The sequence below is a fragment of the Alicyclobacillus sp. SO9 genome (genome assembly GCF_016406125.1).
Taxonomy (GTDB): domain Bacteria; phylum Bacillota; class Bacilli; order Alicyclobacillales; family Alicyclobacillaceae; genus SO9.
This window is the reverse complement of the sequence record NZ_CP066339.1, coordinates 2272385-2292402: the sequence shown is the minus strand read 5'-3', so window position 1 is coordinate 2292402 and position 20018 is coordinate 2272385. Positions and strand designations below refer to the sequence as shown.

Genomic DNA, 20018 nt, shown 5'->3' with positions numbered 1-20018 from the left:
CCCTTGAACTCTACGTGCCTTGCAACTGACTCAATGCAACAGACGCAGCTCTCTGTTCCGCTTCCTTCTTGGACCTTCCTGCACCTTCCCCCATGACCTTTCCCCCGATGCTGACCTCTACGGAGAATTCTCTTGCATGAGCAGGCCCTCTCTCTTCCGTGACCGTATAGCGCAACTCTTTTCCCAACTGCTGCTGAACAAACTCCTGCAGTCGAGTCTTAAAGTCCGTCAGAGTGGGATCCTCGTGAAAATGAGGGATGACAGACTCTGAAATAAATACCTCCGCAGCCTCAAAGCCCTGATCGAGATACAGAGCACCGATGAACGCTTCGAACACATCGGCGAGCAGCGCGGGACGGTTTCGCCCACCTGATCGCTCTTCGCCTTTGCCGAGTCGAATGTACCTGCCAAAACCAGTGTTTTGAGCGTAATGTACCAAGGACGGCTCGCAGACCATAGCAGCCCGCAAGCGTGTCATTTCTCCCTCTGGGAGATGCGGATATGTCCTGTACAAATGCTCGCTGACAATCAGTTCGAGCACGGCATCGCCAAGGAACTCCAAACGTTCATTGTCCTGGATATGAGACCTCCTGTGTTCATTCCGATAGGATGCGTGCGTAAAGGCCTGTTTCAGAAGAGCAATACTCTTAAAACGAATATGAAGACGTTCTTGTAATTCCAACCATTGATTGTTATGGGGAGCTTGTTCCTGATGCAACTGTTCATCAACACCAAACCTAGAAATTTGCAAAACGAACTCTGCCGAATTGCATGGATTGGAAGCTGCCCCGCTTCGGGGCAGCCTTAGTCAATACCCAGTACATTACCTGTCGCGTCACGTCCAAGTACTATCGCTGCCACACGACTTTCACGGTCTAAGACGCGTCATAGCGCTTTAGAATGATACTCGCATTATGGCCGCCGAAGCCCAGTGAATTGGACATAGCATACTGTACCTGGGCCTCACGAGCGTTGTTCGGTACATAATCCAGGTCACACTCCGGATCTGCAACTTCATAGTTTATAGTAGGAGGCAAAATTCCATCCTGAATTGAACGGATGGTAGCCACGGCTTCCACACCGCCTGCAGCTCCCAACATATGTCCAATCATCGACTTGTTGGAACTGACTGCAAGTTTATAAGCGTGATCGCCAAACAGCGACTTAATGGCTATTGTTTCAAATTTATCGTTGTACTCTGTGGAAGTACCGTGAGCATTAATATAGTCAATGGACTCCGGTTCCAATCCTGCGTCCGCCACAGCTCGCCGCATTGCTTCCTTGGCTCCTGCTCCCTCTGGTGCCGGTGCAGTGATGTGGTAAGCATCCCCTGACATGCCATAACCTACGATTTCCGCATGAATTCTTGCATTCCTTGCCAACGCGTGATCAAGGCTCTCTACAATCAGGATTCCGGACCCTTCGGACATGACAAAACCGTCTCGATTGGCTTCAAACGGTCGGCTGGCTAACTCTGGCTCATCGTTGCGTGTCGACAAGGCTTTCATCTTTCCGAATCCAGCCAAGGACAAATCGACAATCGCGGATTCAGCACCGCCTGCTATCATGACGTCAGCATCTCCGCGTTGAACAATTTTGAAGGCATCACCAATCGCATTTGTACCAGTGGCACAAGCAGATATCGGAGAACTGTTCGGCCCTTTCGCGCCAAGCATGATGGAGACTTGTCCAGAAGCAATGTTGGCAATCATCATGGGTACAACGAAGGGGCTGACTCTACGCGGTCCCCGTTCCATCAGAATCCTATAATTTCCAAGCAGAGTGGAAATCCCGCCAATCCCTGAGCCAATGTACACACCAATTCTCGTTGCATTCTCCTCGGTTATCTCTAAGCCTGCATCCTGCATAGCTTGCATTGAGGCACCGATGGCGAACTTTGCAAATGGATCGAGTCGGCGTGATTCTTTTTCGTCCATATACTGAGCGATATCAAAATCCCGTACAATTCCAGCAATCCGAGTAGTATACTCAGATACGTCAAAGGTATCAATACGAGAAATACCGGATTTTCCGGCTTTAAGATTATTCCAAAAGCTTTCTACATCACAGCCAATAGGTGTAACTGCTCCCATTCCTGTGATGACTACTCGCCGATTCACAACTTCACCCCACATCCAGCTGCAGCCGTATTGGTCAGCCCCAGCATTTTCAGGATGGTATGTGTGCCGTTTTCACGGCACAAACCAAATTAACAAAACTATATAAGAGAAAGCCCCGGCCTTGGCTCGGGACTTCTCAAAACACGAAGAAAAAGCCTACTTATGCTGGTCAATGTATGTAACTACATCTCCCACACTACTAATCTTCTCCGCATCCTCGTCCGAGATTTCCAAATCGAACTCGTCTTCTAATTCCATAATCAGTTCTACGACGTCGAGGGAATCCGCACCCAAGTCGTCTTTAAAGGTCGCCTCCAGAGTCACTTGATCTTCCTTAACACCCAGGCGGTCGACAATAATGTTTTTTACCCTGTCGAACGTATCAGACATGCTTTCACCTCCCCATGCGAGTATACTATAGCGTTTTGCATTTCACACTATACCGGAGCATTGTACTACATTGCCATGCCACCGTCGACATTCAGAACTTGTCCCGTTATATATGATGCGTCATCCGAGGCCAAAAAAGCAACTGTTTTCGCCACATCTTCAGGTACGCCAACTCTTCCCAACGGAATCTGACTCTTCAACAGGTCAGTATTGTCCTGGCCCAAAGCTGCTGTCATCTCTGTATCGATATACCCTGGAGCGACTGCATTGACAGTAATATTTCTTGCAGCTAGTTCTCTGGCTGTGGATTTGGTAAGTCCAATCAACCCTGCTTTGGCAGATACATAATTTGCCTGGCCAGGGTTGCCGATTAATCCGACTACAGAGGCAATATTGATGATTCTCCCCATTCTCTGTTTCATCATGGGGCGTACCGCTGCCTTGATGAGATGAAATGCGCCTTTCAGGTTGGTATCGAGAACTGTATCCCAGTCTTCGTCTTTCATCCGCATCAGCAGCCCGTCTCTTGTTACGCCGGCATTATTGACAAGCACGTCCACCCGCCCGAAGGATGCCAGAGCTGTTTCCACAAGCCGTTGTGCATCCGCACTTTGTCTCACGTCGGCCTGTTCTACTACAGCGTTTCCACCGGCCTCCCGAATGAGATTGGCTGTCTGCCGCGCCTCATCTTCTCGCCCAACATAGTTGACGACGACTTTACCGCCGTCCCTCCCTAATTCGACGGCGATGGCTCGTCCTATGCCGCGGGAAGCCCCGGTGACTACAGATACTTTCTCCTTCACCAATTCCCCCTCCTTAACCCTTGATTGCTGCCATGGTTTGCTGCAGTGATTCTTCATTTTCTACATGAAATGTCGGAATCCTGCGTTCCACTTTTTTGACTAAACCAGACAAGACTGTCCCCGGTCCAAATTCGATAAAACCCTCTGCACCGAGTTGCATCATAGCCCGCACATCTTCTTCCCAAAGAACAGGCGAATACAGCTGACGTTCCAAAGCAGTGCGAATATCCTGTGCATGTGTTTTGGGTTGTGCATCCACATTGGCAACCACAGGTACAGAGGTGTCTTTGAGGTCGGTCTCAAGCAACATTTCTTTCAGCTTAGACGCTGCAGGTTTCATCAGACTACAGTGGAACGGTCCGCTCACGACCAAGGGGATGGTGCGCCTAGCCCCTTGTTCTTTGGCCAGAGCAGCAGCTCTTTCCACACCTTCGGCAGTTCCCGAGATGACAATTTGACCTGGCGAGTTAATGTTGGCAAGTTCCACTACTCCAGCTTCTTCCGCAGCTTGGCGACAGACTTCCTCCAACTTGTCCCGTTCCATTCCCATCACAGCCGTCATAGCTCCTTGTCCGGCAGGGACGGCTTCGTCCATCCATTTCCCCCGATGATGCACCAACCGAACAGCATCCGTAAAATCTATTGCACCGGCGGCCACCAATGCGGAATACTCACCAAGACTGTGACCGGCGCATACCACCGGAACGACATCACCACATTCAGAGGAAAACACTCTGTAAGCAGCCACACTAACCGTTAACAGTGCCGGCTGCGTGTGGTATGTCAAGCGTAACTGTTCTTCCGGGCCTTCCAATATAATCCGTGACAAAGAGAACCCCAAAGCGTCATCTGCTTGTGCAAACAGTTGCTTTGCCTCTTTGTAAGTCTCTATTAACTCTTTTCCCATACCTATGTATTGAGCCCCTTGTCCAGGGAACAAGTAGCCTAACCTCATCAAATCCCTCCTACGAATCGTTAGCACTAGCCAAGGCGGAACAGGGACCTCCGACTTTCGGCCCCGCACTCCCCAAGTACATACTCACAAACGGACTGCCAGGGCACCCCAAGTAAGCCCTCCACCAAAGCCTACCATCACTATAACATCTCCAGGCTTTGCTCGCCCGGAACGAACTGCTTCGTCAAGTGCGATGGGAATCGAAGACGCTGAAGTGTTTCCGTACTTGTGAATCGTGACAACCACTTTGTCTTCATCGAGCCCAAACCTTGTTCTCGCAGCTTCGATAATTCGGATATTAGCTTGATGAGGTACCAGCACATCGATATCTTGCTTCGTGAGACCCGCTTGCTCAAGCACGCGCTCTGTGGATGAAGCCATGGCTTTGACAGCGAATTTAAAGGTTTCGCGGCCCTCCATTTTCAAATAGTGTTGTCGCTGTTCTACGGATTCAACCGACGCCGGCATTCGCGAGCCGCCTGCGGGTTGCAACAGGTATTTTGCTCCGCTCCCGTCTGAGCCCAAGTCACTTGCCAAAACACCTCTACCTTCCTCAACCCGCGACAACAAGACAGCTCCTGCACCATCTCCGAAGAGAACACACGTTGACCGGTCTTCATAGTCCGTGATCCTCGACAGAAGGTCCCCAGCAACAACCAACACGTTCTTGTACACGCCGCTTTCAATCAATCCAGAGCCAACAGTTACGCCATACATGAAGCCGCTGCACGCTGCTGACAAGTCAAACGCTGCAGCATGTGTCGCGCCGAGACGGTCCTGAATCAAACATGCCGTAGCCGGAAACATCATGTCAGGCGTGACCGTTGCGCAAATCACCAAATCCACATCCTCGGCTGCCACTCCAGCGGCATCCAAAGCATTTTGGCAGGCCGCAGTCGCATAGTCTGAAGTAGCCTCCCCCTCTTCTGCAATCCTTCGTTCTCGTATTCCTGTTCTGGAAACAATCCACTCGTCATTGGTATCTACCATCTTTTCAAAATCAGCATTTGTTAAAATGCGCGTCGGCAATGCCGATCCCGTTCCTACAATGCCTGCATGATAACTCATCAGTCTTCCTCCCGCTACTCGTTTTTTGACTAAAATTCAGAACTCCACCGGTCTAAGCTTCAGATGCAAACCACCTTGGTTATCTCTAGCCTTCATTGTTGTTTGATTGAGACGGGGCAGAAACAGATATTTCCTGCTTCATTTTTGCCAATAGGTCCTGCTCACAGAACTGAATTGCCTGTTTCAAAGCAGTTTGCCAGGCCCTGTGATTGCTGCTTCCATGAGCTTTGATGCAACCGCCGCCAACACCAAGGAAAGGTGCACCTCCATACTCTGCATAGTCAAATCTGTCTCTGAATCGACGAAGCTCGGGTTTGAGCAATGCACCGCCGATTTTACTGACAAAACTAGCCTCAGACAGCGATTCTTTTAGCGTCGAAAACATACCCAAACCAACGCCCTCAACGAGTTTCAGCACGACATTCCCCACAAATCCATCGCAGACAACCACATCGCATTCACCGTTCAAAAGGTCTCTCGCTTCAATGTTTCCCACAAAGTTTGATGTTTCTGCCTGCAACAAAGAAAATGTCTCCTTTGTCAGCTGATTGCCTTTTCCAGGTTCTGTCCCGACGTTAAGGAGTCCCACCCGCGGTTCCTTGACACCGAGCACGTACCGGGAATAGGTCGTCCCCATGTGAGCATATTGAATCAGATTTTTAACGGAAGCGTCCATTGTAGCGCCAGCATCAAGAAGCAGTACTCCCGTTCCGGCGAAGGTAGGTAACACCGGAGCCAAGGCGGGTCTTTCAATACCTGTCAGTCTGCCTAGAACCAGCAGACCTGCGGCTACCAGCGCCCCTGTATTACCTGCTGAAACCATGGCATCGGCACGACCGTCACGAACAGCTGTGGCTGCCAACACGAGTGAGGATAACCGTTTTTTCCGGACCGCTCGCACAGGTTCTTCCCCAGCTTCAATTTCCTCTGAGGAATGGACAATTTCCACATTACTAAGCGGTCGGTTTGCGGTATATTCCCTAATTTGTGCTTCATTACCAAACAATATCCAATCCACATCTTGTCGTGCTCCCGCTAAAGCCAGAGCGGATTCTACTGGCACTTGAGGTGAGTAATCGCCCCCCATTACATCAATCGCCAGCTTCAATGCCATCTCTCCTCTCAGAATTCGGGAGAACGAGTCCCCTCGGTTCCACTGCAACAAAAATTGTACCTTCTAATACGGTGTCATGATTAGACTCGGTCGCCGCATGACACTTCACGACGCCATAATGCTCGGCAATCACATCTACGCGCGCGCGCAATTGCTCGCCAAGATATACGGGTCTATGGAACTTCAAATCAGTCCGTGCCGTGACGGCAATATTTGCGTCCATAAGTGCTATCGCAAGAGAATTCACCTGGGCAAACAGGAAATGACCACGGAGTATTTCGTTTCGAGAAAAGACGTGACCCGACTGAACCGAGAGTACAGAAACAGCATAGCGGTTCAGATGCAGTTCGACGATATCCCCAATTACATCCTGTTGCTCCAACGCGCGAACTTCGTCCCGGCGTGTCGTGGCTACCTGGCGAATACGCTCTCTGACTTCTGGAATGTTCAATGCTTGCCTGTCTAACCGAATCGTCGCAACACTCACCCCGAAGCGCTCAGCTAACTGTTCATCAGTAGCAAAAGGAACCTCCGCTACCGTGCGAACCAAGGCTACTCTGCGCTCTGATTTTTTCAGGAATGGTCGCCTCCTTGTTGCTCTTCAACATCCCAATAGCGTCCCTTGGTGTGCCAAGGCCCAAACAAAGGTCCCAGTAGACTTATGACCAAGTCTTAGCACCAAGTCTTAAGACCTGGTCATAAGTTTACTGTAAAATATGTTCAAACTCAACACTCTGCACCATCGTGCACCGAACACAAATACGGTCAACCAGTAAAACTCATTGCTTCAAGGCACTGTCTGGCGTTGTTGAGTGAAAATTCACAAGGTCGCGCACAGAAATAAAAACACAAGGGAGCCGACCTGTGCCGACCCCCTTGCTCTTCACTCATACATCACTTTGAAACGACAGTTCGTCCTTTATAAGTCCCGCAACTTGGGCAAACGCGATGAGAAAGCTTATATTCTCCACATTCAGAGCAACGTACCATTCCCGGCATTTCAAGCTTAAAATGCGTACGGCGCAGCCTTTTGCGAGTCTTAGAGGCGCGATGTTGTTGTACAGCCATTACGAACACCTCCCTAATACACTACCGTTCAACATCTTACTCCGATTCGTCCCCAGAAAGCAACCCCTTTAGCACTTCCAAACGCGGATCAATGGTTTCTACCGTACAATTGCAGGTGTGTTCATTGAGGTTTGTGCCGCATTCCGGGCAGAGACCTTTACAGTCGCTTGTACACAATGGCTTTAGCTTTAATACAAGATTAATCGCTTGCTCCACATATGGGTCTAATAAAACCTCGCCCTGTTTGACAAAGTGGATCTCCTCTGCTTCATCCGCTGCGGCCTGAGTTCGCGTGAACAGCTCCTGAAAATCTGTGGCCAAAGGCTCTTTAAACTGAGAGAGACACCGAGAACAGATATAACGGACTGTTGTCTGTACATGACTGTTGGTGATACACACGTCTCCATCTGCAAAGGCTCGAAGCTGTACCTCCACTTTATCGATATCCTTTACCTGAACATTTTCGCTTGCAATGGAATCACAGTCCAATTGTGCTGTTTTCTCCACAGCCCCTGTCCTTAACACTTCATCAATATCGAACAACACATAGAACACCCCTTCTATACTCCAGCAGCATCGGACGACTGGTGCTCAGACACTGCGGCCAAGATATCATCCATTGCGTTGACAGCAGCCGTATAACCGGCAGCAACTGCCTCCTTCGCACGGTGGAACTGAGACGAGCCCACGTTTTGCAAGTCCGGGACAATCATGACCGTCGCTTCATCACTGACGCGGACTTGCTCCTGCATGATTTCCAAAGAGTGAAGAATAACCTCCATCATATTTGATGGAGGGATGCCGCGGGCCGGTGCTGAAACATCCACACCAATTACCACCTCAGCCCCGAGGTCCCTCGCTGCCTGCACAGGGACTGGTTCCATCACTCCGCCATCGACATAGATGTTGTCACCCTTGGCAAAAGGAACAAAGACTCCAGGAATTGCCGTACTGGCCCGCACAGCATCTGCCATCAAACCTGTGCGAAACACCGTTAGCTGTTTTCCAACCAATTCTGTAGCTACGGCTGCATAAGGCATCGGAGATTCTTCAATGGTTAGGCTTCGGGTCAACAACTTGACCATAGCATGCAACTTATCGCCTGCAATCAAACCAACTTTCGGAACCGTAAGATCGACCCAGTGTCTCCAACGAAGCGTATACGCCAAGCGCTCCATGAAGTCGACTGTCATGCCGGTGGCGTAAAATGCTCCAATTAAACTCCCCATACTGGCGCCTGCAACCACATCAATGTTCACGTGATATTCCTGAAGCGCCTTTAGCACACCTACGTGTGCGAATCCTTTGGCTCCGCCTGAACCGAGTGCAACTCCAACTCTCCTCTGTGTCACTTTTATCACCCCTGATTAGCCGACAGCCAGTTGTGTTAGTGCCCTCTGAACTTATCTCGTAGTGCAGCCGCCACTTGTACAGGTACGAACTCTGACAAATCTCCTCCATAAGCTGCAATTTGCTTAATTAGCGAAGAACTCACATAAGAATTGCCAGCATCGCTGGGTAAAAACACAGTAATGATTCCTTCGTCGAGTTTGCGGTTCATCTGTGCCATTCTAAACTCACTCTCAAAGTCCGAAATTCCCCTGAGACCGCGAATCACTGCATCCGCACCCTTAGACCGCACATAATCCACAAGCAAACCGTCAAAACTGTCAGCACTGACACCGTCAATTTGCGACACAGCGTCACCTATCAAATCTATGCGCTCATGCGTTGTAAAAACAGGCTTTTTATCAAGATTGTTTAAAACAGCCACAATCACTTTATCAAACAACTTTGCAGCCCGTTTTACAATGTCTAAATGTCCGTATGTAATTGGGTCAAAACTCCCTGGATAAATGGCAATCCTCATTTTGCATCGTCCTTTGACACAGTATCTCTCGTTCCTCGAACGTCTCTAGCGCCCTGATGGTCTCTAGTTCCGCTCACGGTAAAGAGTCAAAACAATGTCGCCGTATGCCCTTTGTTTAAACATCTCATAGACGCCTTTTACCTGTGGCAACTGGTATTGACGTCCGTGCTCACATACGATTCCATTGACCATTTCAAATCCGAGCTCTTGAAGGAACTCCAGCACTGACTCCCACAAATCCATCCGGTACGGCGGGTCGACAAAAACCCACCCAAGTCGCTTGTGTTCCGTTCGCAATTGGGACAGAGCCTCTTTCCAGTCCATCCTTCGGACAGAACTCCTGGACTCTGCGCCACATCGACTAATGTTCTCCTTCAGTACCTTTAAAGAAAGGCCGCTCTTATCGACAAAGACCGCATGCGCCGCCCCTCGGCTTAATGCTTCAAGCCCAAGCCCGCCAGAACCCGCAAACAAGTCTACGACGGGTAAAGTCTCATGAACACTGCCCATCAAGTTAAACATTGCCTCTTTTACGCGGTCAGTTGTGGGGCGAACTTGTGCACCTTTTGGGCCTTGCAATCTAAGCCCTTTCCACTCACCGGATATAATTCTCAACAGTTTACACCTGCTAAATCAGAGTTTGTCTTAGTAATTCCATAAGATTTATGCTCACTGTACCACAATTTCTGATTAGTCTCCAAAATTACTGGGGAAAGGTATAGAGTTTGCTCCAATAGTCCATGATGATACTAACAACGGCAGCAAGCTGTTGTAGGCAACCGTGGAAGAGCTTAGTTCCCCATAAGCGCTTCCTCCGGTTTCTCCTCTCCCAGAAAGCATCGTTGTTGTTGAATAAACATCGACAACAACGGCAGCAAAAACCCACGCGTACCCGGGCGTGGGTTTTTGCGTGAAATCATCTCGCAAAAGCAACAGGGCATAGTATAATCAAATTAGACGCTTGTGGGAGGTAGATAAGGTGTTTATTAAAAACTACATGACGGATAAATCAGAACTAACGGTGGTACGTCCGACAGATTCTGTTCAGTCGGTGCTTCAGAGAATGGAGGGACACTTAAGCGTACCATGTGCAGATGACGACAACAAGTTTGTCGGAATAGTGAGTAAAAGGACTATTTTTGAAGCATTTGAGGAGTCTTTTGACAGTGGCATTACATATGAATCATTTTTGACTCAGGCCATTAAACCAGCCGTTGATACGACGATTCCTGCTCTTAGTGTTTCTAACTACTTTGAACATACCATTGACGTCATTATTCGGTATCCTTTTGTGCCTGTGGTAGACGGCAATCAATTTTTGGGAATTGTAAAACGGGGAGACATCAACAGAGCCCTGGAAATCGCATTCGCTACCAATGTTGAGTCCCAGCGTTTATTGCTCGGAATGGCTGAAATTGAAGGAGCATTGCACCAACTCTTCCGTGTTACGCACCGGCTGGGGATTAATGTCATTACGGCAATCCCGTTTGACGCTGGTCCTAACATGCTGAACCGGCGCCTTATTTTGAGAATTGAGCCAACCCAGAACCTGCACACCTTGATTGCTGACCTGGAAAAGGCGGGTTTTTATGTAGTCGATTCAGGAAATTAAGTCGTTCCACATCAGAATTGGGATTTAGGCACAGCCTTCAAAAAACAGATGGGACTACGCGGGGAACCTGCAAGCAGAACCGCCTAGCAACAGATGGGGCTTGACGCGGCGGTGGTCACCTGACACGGAATATCACCGCTTGCTAGAGCGAAAGACAAACAAGCGCATAAACAGGTAACTGACGGAAGAGGACAAAAACATCGCAAGACCTTTTGCAGCATTGCTGCTGACAAAGACAGGGACAGATTTGCTAAAAATCAGGTAAGTGGACAGCAAAACTACAATGACGTCGTTCAGTCCAATGTTGATGAGGGCCTGAAAGAAGAACAGCAACCGCTCCCTGACACTTCCGTCCGTCGTATCTGCAAAAGTCCAGCGCCGATTCCAAAAGTAGCTGTTTGCAATCGCACACATAACCGCAATCGTGTTGTACACCAAAATCTCAACCGCGGTTGCATTTGGCGTCAACAGCATAAGAACATTCAAGACAAGCAAATCTACAAACGCGTTTGCCGCTCCTACAAGCAAAAACTTCGTATAGCGTTTGATGGAATGCCTAAAAACACCAGTATACTGCACTTCTGAGGTTTGCAACTGCTGTCCCCCTGACTGGACATCCCGAGAATCATCCTTCCCGGAGGTCTGATCTCGCCTCACAGTATTAAACTACCGTGACCCGCGTATTGGCGTGGACTGAAGCTTCACAGATTCGGCGTACAGCCGCTCATAGTGGTGCAGCAATTGTTCGGTCGGTCCACTCCAATCCAAATCCTGGGCAATTTCCTGTGCCCGCTGATTCAAGACAGCTCGGCGTTCCTCATTAAACAGCAACTCGTCCATCGTAGCGACCATGGATTCAATATCATCGGCGTCAAAAATGAGCCCAGCTTTCCCGTGTTCCAAAACTTCCTGCGTCGGCGCACTATTCGCTGCCATAATCGGCAGTCCGCTGGCCATGGCTTCAAACAACACGAGGCCTAAGGTTTCAGTCGTAGACGGAAATACGAATCCATCTGCTGAAGCGTATGCCTGTGCCAGTTCTTCTCCATGCATGTAACCTGTGAACACTGTATGCGTTCCACTGAAGACGCGTTCCAAACCCTGTCTATGCGGTCCGTCACCTACAATCGCCAAATGAACATTCGGCATGCGTTCCAGACCCGGACGCAATCCCTCCAGGTTTTTCTCTGTGGCCAAGCGTCCGACGTATAAAAGAATTTTATCTGTCGGTCCTGCAGACGGTGCGAGACGCTGCCGCATTGCGTCACTCGGGCGGGCACTGGAGTACAATTGTACGTCCACACCGCGTTCCCACAGGCCCAAATTTTCAAATCCGTGTTGCTCCAATTCACGCATGGTTGCTCGCGACGTACATAAATTTATTTGTGACTGCCGGTGCAACGTTCGAAAGTACCACCACAAAGCGGGTTCCAGCCAATTCAGGTGGTAGTGCCTGGCATAGGCTGGAACGTTGGTGTGGTAGGACGCCACCAAGGGCAGTCGAAACCGCTTTGCATAATAGATAGCTGACAATCCCACAAATGCAGGGTTTATCGTGTGGATAAAGTCAGGTTGAAACTCTCGAATTTGCTTCGCAAAGCCACCCCACGGCATTGCAAATTTCTTTTCAGGATAGAGAAAGAAACGGAAAGCCGGTACACCAATCACCTTTGCCGAAGCGTATTCGCTTGGAGCCCCTGCAGGCGCAAATAACAGGACCTCATGTCCTTCTTCCTCCAAGTGTTTTAGCGTAGCACACAAACGAGTTACAATCCCATCGGTTCCCGGTAAAAAGGTTTCTGTAAACATGGCAATCCGCATTCCTATCACTACCTCCAAGTTGTGCTTGGTGCAATCACACTTGTTTTAACTCTGTCTTGGTACCGCTGTGCGGTTTTAATTAAGTCAGCAATTAATTCATCTGATAGGAAATGAGGTTTAAGTCCCAAATCCACCAAATTGGAATTAACCGCCTTATAGTAATGTTGTTCCTTTTCCACGCGTGGATTCTCCAGGTGCGCAATGTTGACAGTCAAGCCCAGTTGTTCTTCGGCAACACGCTTAACGCGCTCGGCCAGCTCCAGCACAGAGAACTGTTCAGTGAACTGGTTGAACACGCGGAACTCACCGCGATCGGCAGGATTCAATGTCGCCAGTTCCACACACTGCAGTGTGTCTCGAATGTCTAAGAAAGCGCGGGTTTGTCCTCCCTTTCCATAGACAGTCAAGTCGTGGCCCACGGCCGCTTGAATACAGAAGCGGTTCAGGGCAGTTCCAAACACCCCATCGTAGTCTACACGGTTATATAGTTTCTCGTCCAGCTTAGTTTCATCTGTCCACAAACCGTACACAACACCCTGATTTAAATCCGTGGCGCGAATGCCCCAAGATTTGCAGGTAAACATGATGTTGTGGCTGTCGTGAACCTTGGACAAATGGTAGAACGAAAACGGTTGTTTGGGATAAGGAAGTACATCCTCTCTGCCGTTGTGTTCAATTTTGATATAGCCTTCTTCAATATCGATATTCGGTGTCCCATATTCACCCATTGTACCCAACTTAATCAGATGGCAGTCAGGGACAATCTCTTTAATGGCATACAGCACATTCAAGGTGCCTACCACATTGTTCATCTGAGTAAAGACCGCATGTTCGCGATCAATCATGGAGTAAGGCGCTGAACGTTGCTCAGCATAGTGAATAAATGCTTCGGGTTTGAAGTCCTGCATAAAAGAATGGACAAATTCGTATTCGGTAAGGTCCCCTTCATAAAGCTTCATGGCCTTCCCTGATTTGTCTTCCCAAGCATTAATCCTGTCCTCCATAGAATAAATCGGAGTGAGCGAGTTGCTACCCAACTCTTCATCCCACTGACGGCGGATCATGTTATCCACGATAGCCACCTCATGCCCGCGTTCGGAAAAATACAGAGCAGTGGGCCATCCACAGAAACCGTCACCGCCAGCAACCAAAATTCTCATTCGCTTGTCACCTCATAACCTTAGTACGCACCAAAAATAGGGAGCGCAGAATCGGCATTCTCCCCTACAATGTACAAGTTTTCGCCCAATTGGGCAAGCACACAATCTCTGACAAGACAAAAAAGAGAGGCGTCTGTGCGCCTCTCCATGTAGCTCATTCCCACCTATGGTAATTATTCGCTTGCATTTCTTGGGTCTTAACAAACCAAGTCCAATACCATTTGAGCCCTTTTCCACAGGCTTTCCAGACTTTTTTCATAAGCGGTCACCTCGAAATTAGGGTGTCCGCTTCGTACATCTTTATTCTCGAAATCCAGAATAATCCTTTTCACAATTTCCAATTTTACTGCCCATTAAAACGAATTGATTTGTCGACACATTTAGCTCAACCCCCATGTCTTTTGAAAACAAGAGGATAACCGTTGAACCAAATTCAAAGTATCCAAGCTCTGCTCCCGCACTGAGGCTTGAGGCTACAGTACCTTCGGAATACGTCCTTCTCGTACGGACAAAAGCTCCCTTATAGCTTGGTCCATAGGGTGTTCTAATACTGCCCACGATGGTGGCTCCTATTTTGACAACGGCAAACTGGCCCTGACAAGCGTCGGCAAAGGTAACGAGGCGCTCGTTCTTGGTGAACAACCCGTGTATGTGCCGTACGCCAAGGGCATTTACTGGGTACAGCTTTCCGGGGATGTAACGCCAGCGCTTTAAGACTCCGGCTATCGGCATGTGAATCCGATGGTAATCACGAGGACTCAGATACAACGTTACATACTGTCCTCCAATAAATTTTTCCGCATCTTTCTTGTCGCCAAGCAAGGCTTCCACAGTGTAGTGAGAGCCTTTGGCTTGAAGCAACTCCTGCTGACGAATCTCCCCGTGGCCCTGTACCGTACCATCCACGGGAGAAACAATGCCTTGGTGTGACACCGGACGTGCTCCCTGGTGTAACCGACGGCTAAAGAAGGAAGCCAATGACGTGTACTCGGAGACATCCTGTTCCGATTCGTTCGTATTGATGTGATAAAATTTTGCATATAGGGGAATGACATGCCGACTTGCAGGTCTCCTTGAAAAGGCTCCAACTGCAGCGGTCAGGGTCCGCTTGGGCATTGCGTAAAGTAACGTTTTCGATAATCTCAAACTGTTTTCTCTCCTGAGTAGACATTTCTTCCCGTATTTTATCACATTCAAAAAGGGGCCAGCTATAGCTGACCCCTTCCTGTTAACAACAAGCGGATTAGTAACTGCCGCGGTTGGAAAGCTGCTGTTCAGCCAGCGCCACCAATTTCCGAGTCATGTTACCACCAATGGATCCAGTATCTCGCGTGGTCATCGTTCCCCAGTATCCATCCTGTGGAGGATTGATGCCAAGCTCTGAGGCAACTTCATACTTGAATTGCTCCAAGGCTTTCAGGGCGCCTGGATAAATCGGAGTGTTGCTTTTCTGTCCTTCTGCCATCTCTCTCACCCCCTTGTTGTACGCCTATTATGCCTGCAGGGGAAGAAAGATATGAATTCCACATTATTCCCGGTAAAATGGCGAATGCAGCCAAATTTCCGCGATAACCGTCGAAAACAATCTGAAACCCGGGCAAACGAGAGTTTGGGTTCCGGGCGCCGCGCGGTCTCCTCGAGCGCGGCGCCGCCAGCGTTTTGGTTTTTTCTAGTCCTTCACAGAAATGTCCGATACCGCCTCAAAGATGGACCTTCGCAAACCTTCGTACTGCGGCAGAAGCCACAAATCCGAAGAGCCGAGGATTCGCTCGGCTTCTTCGCGGGCGACTTCCATCACCTTAAAGTCACGAACGAGATCGCCGACACTAAATTCCGGCAATCCGCTCTGTCTCGTGCCAAAGAGCTCACCCGGTCCCCGCAGTTCCAAGTCCCGTTCTGCAATTTCAAAACCGTCCGTTGTCTTCTCCATAGTCTGAAGGCGTTCTTTCGCTACATCTGAAGCTGATGCAGACACGAGAAAGCAATAGCTTTGAAATTCTCCTCTTCCGACACGACCTCTCAATTGATGGAGTTGCGCCAATCCAAACCGCTCCGCATGATAGATCATCATAACAGTCGCATTAGGTACGTGAATTCCAACTTCAATCACTGTGGTACTGACAAGAACTTGGATCTTCCCGTTTCCGAAGTCATCCATAATGCCTTCTTTCTCCCGTGCCGGCAAGCGCCCATGAAGCAAGCCCACCGTAAATCCTGCAAAACTCTCTCGCAAGTCGTCGTACAAACGCGCGGCAGAGAGTATATCCGGAAGTTCATCAGAGTCCTCAATCAACGGTGCCACTGCATAGACCTGTCTACCCTGCGACAATTGTTTGCGCACAAAACGCAGTGCTCGTTCAAGCCTGCTCTCCCCAACAATGTAGGTCTTGATTGGTTGTCTTCCCCGCGGAAGTTCATTTAGCACCGACACATCTAAATCTCCGTACACAGCCATGGCCAGTGTCCTTGGAATAGGTGTAGCAGACAGGAACAAGACATCCGGAGTCTGCCCTTTCTGACGCAAGCCCGATCGCTGTGATACACCAAACCGATGCTGTTCATCCGTAATGACTAAGCCTAGGTTGTGGAATGAAACATCTTCTGTGAGAAGCGCGTGTGTGCCCACAACAACATTGATTTCTCCCTGCTCAATCGCCTTCACCAAAGCATTTCGCCGGGATTGAGGCGTGTTTCCTGTCACTAGTCCTACTTGCAGTCCCAGTGGACTCAGACGCCTTTTCGTTTCTACATAGTGCTGCTCGACAAGGATTTCTGTCGGAGCCATAAAGGCCGTCTGTGCCCCCGACCTGGCCACCGCATATGCGGCCCACAGCCCGACCCATGTCTTGCCTGAACCGACATCACCCTGAATCAATCTGGCCATCGCTCTGTCTGACTGGAGGTCAGTCATGATATCGTGACAAGCCTTCTTTTGGGCATTCGTGAGCTCGTGCGGCAAGGAGGACGTAAATTGCCGCCAGTCGTCATCGGACACAGGCCGTACTACTCCACTTGGGCCAGAAGTCCCATTCATGCGGTACCAGTGTAACTGCAATTGAAACAGAAAAAACTCCTCGAACGACAAACGGCGATGCGCTTGGCGCCTCGCCTCTTCCGAATTCGGCTGATGCATGTGCACAACGGCTTCTTGATGAGAAATCAACCGATACTTGGCCGTAAGTTCGTACGGCAGTATTTCTTCAAGCTGATTGGCATATTGACCTAGTGCTTTCTGAATAATAACCTGCAGTTGCTGCGAAGTGAGACCGCGAACAACTCTATAAACCGGAATCCAGTCCCCGGCCAGTGCCGTTGCCTTGCCAAAGCTGAACTCGGTTTTTTCCACGACGATCTGCCTGCGCAATTGGTTGTATTTACCATATACGACCAAGCTTCGACCATCAGTGAGTTTCCCCTTCAAATAAGGCTGATTAAACCAGATGCCGCGGACCCTGTGAACTCCGTCTATACGCAATTCTGCAGACACCATAGCCTTTCGCTGAAACCAGCGAACAGAAGCCGCTCCCTGAATGACAGCTTTGGCAGCTACTTTATCTCCGTCCACGAAGGCCTCATACGGTCTAAGGGACCTGTCTTCATATCGGAACGGAAAGTAGTGAAGCAAGTCTGACACCGTGTGGACTCCCAATTGAGCCAACAATTGCTGCTTCACCTTTCCGACACCGGCAACATGCGAGACTGGCTTTTTATTCAACATGTCGACTACTCCAAGGAAAATATATAATCGTAGACGGGTTGGCCTCCGTAATTTGCTTCAATCTCGATGTCATACTCAGCTTCAAGCCTTAGCCGCAGTTGTTGAATTTCATCCATTGAAACATCCGCTCCGTAAAACAGCGTCAATAACTCGGCGAGGCCGTCCTTGTTCATTTCCTTTACGACGGCTACTGCAGTGTCAACGCGGGATTCCCCCACTTCCATCAACTCCTGGTCTACCAGACCAAGATATTGTCCCTGCCGAATTTCCCTCTCCTGAAATGTACTGTCTCGCACAGCCCGCACAACTTGACCCGACAACACATCGTGAATTGCCGACATCATCTTCAGCACATTATCGTTAACTGAATGATTCGGATGAAATGCCATCATTGCAGCAATTCCCTGAGGAATCGTCTCCGTTTTGACAAGATGGAGTTTTGCTCCCACGACACTCTTGGCTTGTTCAGCTGCCAACAATATGTTTTTGTTGTTTGGTAACAGAATACATTCATCGCAGTTGGCCGAATTCACGGTCGTTACAATGTCTTCCGTACTTGGATTCATCGTCTGTCCGCCTTCAAGCACTACATCGACTCCCAGACTGACGAAAGCTTCCCGCAACCCGTCCCCCGCTGCCACCGCAACGACCGCCAGCGGCTTGCGCTCTGACGCATTAGAGGAGGAGGGAGCAGGCACGGCATCCTGCTGCGCCCTAATTTCGCTATGTTGCTCAGTCATGTTGTCAATTTTAACCTTAAGAAGCGGTCCGATGGCAAGAGCCTCTTCCAGCACTTTACCAGGATGAAGCGTATGTACATGAGCACGAACCAGTTCTTCAGACCCGACCACCAGCAATGAATCCCCATGCCGGGACAGGTCTCTCCTCAATTTCTGTTCAGCCTCTGACGCTGACACAGCCTCTGTTCGCAATAGAAATTCCGTACAGTAGCCGTATTCCCCGTCGTGACTAATATGAGCACCAGCATAGTCGAGTTGCAGTGTCCCGACACCGTTTGCGTCCGAGTTGGTTACTGCCGCCGACGCAACACTAAGCTGACCGCCCTTTAGATAACGAAGAAAGCCTTCGAAAATAAAAACAAGCCCTTGTCCACCTGAATCGACAACCCCCGCTTGTTTTAGAACTTCCAACTGACTTGGGGTCTTCTCCAGAGCCCGTTGCGCGCTTTCATATACGACCTCAAACAGAGCAGCTATGTCCTCGGTCTGTCTGGCTTCTTTCAACGCCGTCTGCGCGGCGGCGCGTGCGACAGACAAAATGGTACCTTCTACGGGTTTCGCAACGGCCCGATAGGCAATCTGCACGCCTTCCTGCAGAGCAGACGCAAAAGCAGCCACATTCAAGGTTTCGGCGTCTTGACCTGCTTTAGAAAAGCCGCGGAACAACTGTGACAAAATGACACCGGAGTTGCCTCGCGCTCCCATCATAAGTCCCGTCGAAAAAGCTTGAACAGCCTTACGCAGCTGAGTTGCATTGCTCGTATGAAGATACTCAACCCCGGCCGCCATGGACATTTCCATATTTGTTCCTGTATCCCCATCGGGAACAGGGAAAATATTCAGCGCGTTGACTTCGCTTACCTTTTCCTTCAGGCGTCCATGACCCGCAGCCATTAATTCCATGAATTCAGTTGTTGACAGCTGATACTTCAACGCCATCCTTTGCCTCCTACATGTCGCTGGTGACACGAACACCCTGCACAAAGATATTGACCCGAGTTACCTCGATACCGATAGAATCGTTCAAAAAGTACCTTACTTTTTCACGTACATTTTGCGCCACTTCGTAAATATTTGTTCCGTAGCTGACTATAATATAGAGATCCACTTCTACACGCTCGTCGGAAACATGAACAACCACTCCACGACCCGGATTATCCCGGCCCAGTAACTCGCTGAGGCTGTCTTTCACTTGTTTTCGGGAAGCCATTCCGACGAGACCATAGCAATCTATCGCTGCCATACCGGCAACGGTTGCAATCACGTCTTCTGCAATCGAAATGGTCCCAAGCGGTGTCTCTATTGTCTTTGGCATGAGGGCACCCCCTGGAAACTCCAACTTAATGCAATTGTACTATATCATGCACAGACTATAAAATCATCTATGTTTACACTGTAATAAAACGAATCACCTACATTTTTTTCTGACATAATTCAGACACGGTTCAGGCATGTTTCAGACATATTTCAGACATTGCACACAGTGTCTCGCGAATACTATAGAGTTTCTTGTGCTGCTTTACTCAATTTCCTTCAATTGAAATCAGCAGCATTCAACTGCATTTAGCTTCATTCAATA

The 20018-nt window shown here is 49.3% G+C and carries 22 protein-coding genes; 1 reads left to right on the top strand and 21 read right to left on the bottom strand.

Annotation, left to right across the window (positions count from 1 at the left end):
* Nucleotides 1–10: 10 nt before the first annotated feature.
* From rnc to rsmD, 13 genes are all read right to left on the bottom strand, one after another.
* Complete coding sequence (gene rnc, locus GI364_RS10355; RefSeq protein WP_198853954.1) at nt 11–718, bottom strand: ribonuclease III; 708 nt, start codon at nt 716–718, stop codon at nt 11–13.
* A gap of 157 nt (nt 719–875) precedes the next feature.
* Nucleotides 876–2120 (bottom strand): beta-ketoacyl-ACP synthase II, encoded by a 1245-nt coding sequence (gene fabF, locus GI364_RS10350; RefSeq protein ID WP_233096096.1) that lies wholly within the window; start codon nt 2118–2120, stop codon nt 876–878.
* Nucleotides 2121–2276: 156 nt separating this feature from the next.
* A complete protein-coding gene (gene acpP / locus GI364_RS10345; protein ID WP_198853495.1) occupies nt 2277–2510 on the bottom strand; it encodes an acyl carrier protein in 234 nt (77 codons plus the stop codon).
* A 65-nt stretch (nt 2511–2575) separates the two neighbouring features.
* Nucleotides 2576–3316, bottom strand: coding sequence for a 3-oxoacyl-[acyl-carrier-protein] reductase (gene fabG, locus GI364_RS10340; RefSeq protein WP_198853494.1), 741 nt, complete (start codon nt 3314–3316; stop codon nt 2576–2578).
* A 10-nt stretch (nt 3317–3326) separates the two neighbouring features.
* Nucleotides 3327–4268 carry an ACP S-malonyltransferase gene (gene fabD / locus GI364_RS10335; protein ID WP_198853493.1) on the bottom strand — a complete coding sequence of 314 codons (942 nt, stop codon included), beginning with the start codon at nt 4266–4268 and terminating at the stop codon, nt 3327–3329.
* Nucleotides 4269–4352: 84 nt separating this feature from the next.
* Entirely contained in the window at nt 4353–5336 is a 984-nt protein-coding gene (locus GI364_RS10330) for a beta-ketoacyl-ACP synthase III (protein ID WP_198853492.1), read from the bottom strand.
* A gap of 85 nt (nt 5337–5421) precedes the next feature.
* The gene (plsX, locus tag GI364_RS10325; protein WP_198853491.1) at nt 5422–6444 is read right to left on the bottom strand and encodes a phosphate acyltransferase PlsX; all 1023 of its coding nucleotides are present in this window, start codon (nt 6442–6444) and stop codon (nt 5422–5424) included.
* On the bottom strand, nt 6428–7027 hold the full coding sequence (gene fapR, locus GI364_RS10320; RefSeq protein WP_198853953.1) for a transcription factor FapR: 600 nt from the start codon (nt 7025–7027) through the stop codon (nt 6428–6430). Before fapR ends, plsX begins: the two co-directional genes overlap by 17 nt.
* Nucleotides 7028–7344: 317 nt before the next feature.
* On the bottom strand, nt 7345–7518 hold the full coding sequence (gene rpmF / locus GI364_RS10315; protein ID WP_198853490.1) for a 50S ribosomal protein L32: 174 nt from the start codon (nt 7516–7518) through the stop codon (nt 7345–7347).
* 36 nt (nt 7519–7554) lie between these two features.
* The gene (locus GI364_RS10310) at nt 7555–8064 is read right to left on the bottom strand and encodes a YceD family protein (protein WP_198853489.1); all 510 of its coding nucleotides are present in this window, start codon (nt 8062–8064) and stop codon (nt 7555–7557) included.
* 14 nt (nt 8065–8078) lie between these two features.
* Entirely contained in the window at nt 8079–8870 is a 792-nt protein-coding gene (locus GI364_RS10305; RefSeq protein ID WP_198853488.1) for a patatin-like phospholipase family protein, read from the bottom strand.
* 35 nt (nt 8871–8905) lie between these two features.
* Nucleotides 8906–9388, bottom strand: coding sequence for a pantetheine-phosphate adenylyltransferase (coaD, locus tag GI364_RS10300; protein WP_198853487.1), 483 nt, complete (start codon nt 9386–9388; stop codon nt 8906–8908).
* Nucleotides 9389–9451: 63 nt separating this feature from the next.
* Nucleotides 9452–10003: a 16S rRNA (guanine(966)-N(2))-methyltransferase RsmD gene (gene rsmD / locus GI364_RS10295; RefSeq protein ID WP_198853486.1), complete on the bottom strand. Its 552-nt coding sequence runs from the start codon at nt 10001–10003 to the stop codon at nt 9452–9454.
* A gap of 364 nt (nt 10004–10367) precedes the next feature.
* Between rsmD and GI364_RS10290 the strand changes: the two genes are divergently transcribed.
* Nucleotides 10368–11000 carry a CBS domain-containing protein gene (locus tag GI364_RS10290; RefSeq protein ID WP_198853485.1) on the top strand — a complete coding sequence of 211 codons (633 nt, stop codon included), beginning with the start codon at nt 10368–10370 and terminating at the stop codon, nt 10998–11000.
* A 132-nt stretch (nt 11001–11132) separates the two neighbouring features.
* On the opposite strand, the gene GI364_RS10285 is transcribed toward GI364_RS10290, so the two are convergent.
* From GI364_RS10285 to GI364_RS10250, 8 genes are all read right to left on the bottom strand, one after another.
* On the bottom strand, nt 11133–11594 hold the full coding sequence (locus GI364_RS10285; protein ID WP_233096094.1) for a GtrA family protein: 462 nt from the start codon (nt 11592–11594) through the stop codon (nt 11133–11135).
* Nucleotides 11595–11666: 72 nt separating this feature from the next.
* On the bottom strand, nt 11667–12821 hold the full coding sequence (locus GI364_RS10280; protein WP_198853484.1) for a glycosyltransferase family 4 protein: 1155 nt from the start codon (nt 12819–12821) through the stop codon (nt 11667–11669).
* 8 nt (nt 12822–12829) lie between these two features.
* Nucleotides 12830–13981 carry an NAD-dependent epimerase/dehydratase family protein gene (locus tag GI364_RS10275; protein WP_198853483.1) on the bottom strand — a complete coding sequence of 384 codons (1152 nt, stop codon included), beginning with the start codon at nt 13979–13981 and terminating at the stop codon, nt 12830–12832.
* Nucleotides 13982–14281: 300 nt separating this feature from the next.
* Nucleotides 14282–15127 carry an archaetidylserine decarboxylase gene (gene asd, locus GI364_RS10270; protein WP_198853482.1) on the bottom strand — a complete coding sequence of 282 codons (846 nt, stop codon included), beginning with the start codon at nt 15125–15127 and terminating at the stop codon, nt 14282–14284.
* A gap of 97 nt (nt 15128–15224) precedes the next feature.
* Nucleotides 15225–15446 carry an alpha/beta-type small acid-soluble spore protein gene (locus GI364_RS10265; protein WP_198853481.1) on the bottom strand — a complete coding sequence of 74 codons (222 nt, stop codon included), beginning with the start codon at nt 15444–15446 and terminating at the stop codon, nt 15225–15227.
* 204 nt (nt 15447–15650) lie between these two features.
* Complete coding sequence (recG, locus tag GI364_RS10260; protein ID WP_198853480.1) at nt 15651–17699, bottom strand: ATP-dependent DNA helicase RecG; 2049 nt, start codon at nt 17697–17699, stop codon at nt 15651–15653.
* 5 nt (nt 17700–17704) lie between these two features.
* Nucleotides 17705–19378 carry a DAK2 domain-containing protein gene (locus GI364_RS10255; RefSeq protein WP_198853479.1) on the bottom strand — a complete coding sequence of 558 codons (1674 nt, stop codon included), beginning with the start codon at nt 19376–19378 and terminating at the stop codon, nt 17705–17707.
* Nucleotides 19379–19388: 10 nt separating this feature from the next.
* Nucleotides 19389–19754: an Asp23/Gls24 family envelope stress response protein gene (locus GI364_RS10250; protein WP_198853478.1), complete on the bottom strand. Its 366-nt coding sequence runs from the start codon at nt 19752–19754 to the stop codon at nt 19389–19391.
* Nucleotides 19755–20018 lie beyond the last annotated feature (264 nt).

Coding starts and splice junctions, on each gene's coding strand:
- acpP (WP_198853495.1), bottom strand. CDS start 2,510: ATGTCTGATACGTTCGACAGGGTAAAAAACATTATTGTCGACCGCCTG.
- fabD (WP_198853493.1), bottom strand. CDS start 4,268: ATGAGGTTAGGCTACTTGTTCCCTGGACAAGGGGCTCAATACATAGGT.
- GI364_RS10330 (WP_198853492.1), bottom strand. CDS start 5,336: ATGAGTTATCATGCAGGCATTGTAGGAACGGGATCGGCATTGCCGACG.
- rpmF (WP_198853490.1), bottom strand. CDS start 7,518: ATGGCTGTACAACAACATCGCGCCTCTAAGACTCGCAAAAGGCTGCGC.
- coaD (WP_198853487.1), bottom strand. CDS start 9,388: ATGAGGATTGCCATTTATCCAGGGAGTTTTGACCCAATTACATACGGA.
- GI364_RS10280 (WP_198853484.1), bottom strand. CDS start 12,821: ATGCGGATTGCCATGTTTACAGAAACCTTTTTACCGGGAACCGATGGG.
- GI364_RS10275 (WP_198853483.1), bottom strand. CDS start 13,981: ATGAGAATTTTGGTTGCTGGCGGTGACGGTTTCTGTGGATGGCCCACT.
- GI364_RS10265 (WP_198853481.1), bottom strand. CDS start 15,446: ATGGCAGAAGGACAGAAAAGCAACACTCCGATTTATCCAGGCGCCCTG.
- recG (WP_198853480.1), bottom strand. CDS start 17,699: ATGTTGAATAAAAAGCCAGTCTCGCATGTTGCCGGTGTCGGAAAGGTG.
- GI364_RS10255 (WP_198853479.1), bottom strand. CDS start 19,378: ATGGCGTTGAAGTATCAGCTGTCAACAACTGAATTCATGGAATTAATG.
- GI364_RS10250 (WP_198853478.1), bottom strand. CDS start 19,754: ATGCCAAAGACAATAGAGACACCGCTTGGGACCATTTCGATTGCAGAA.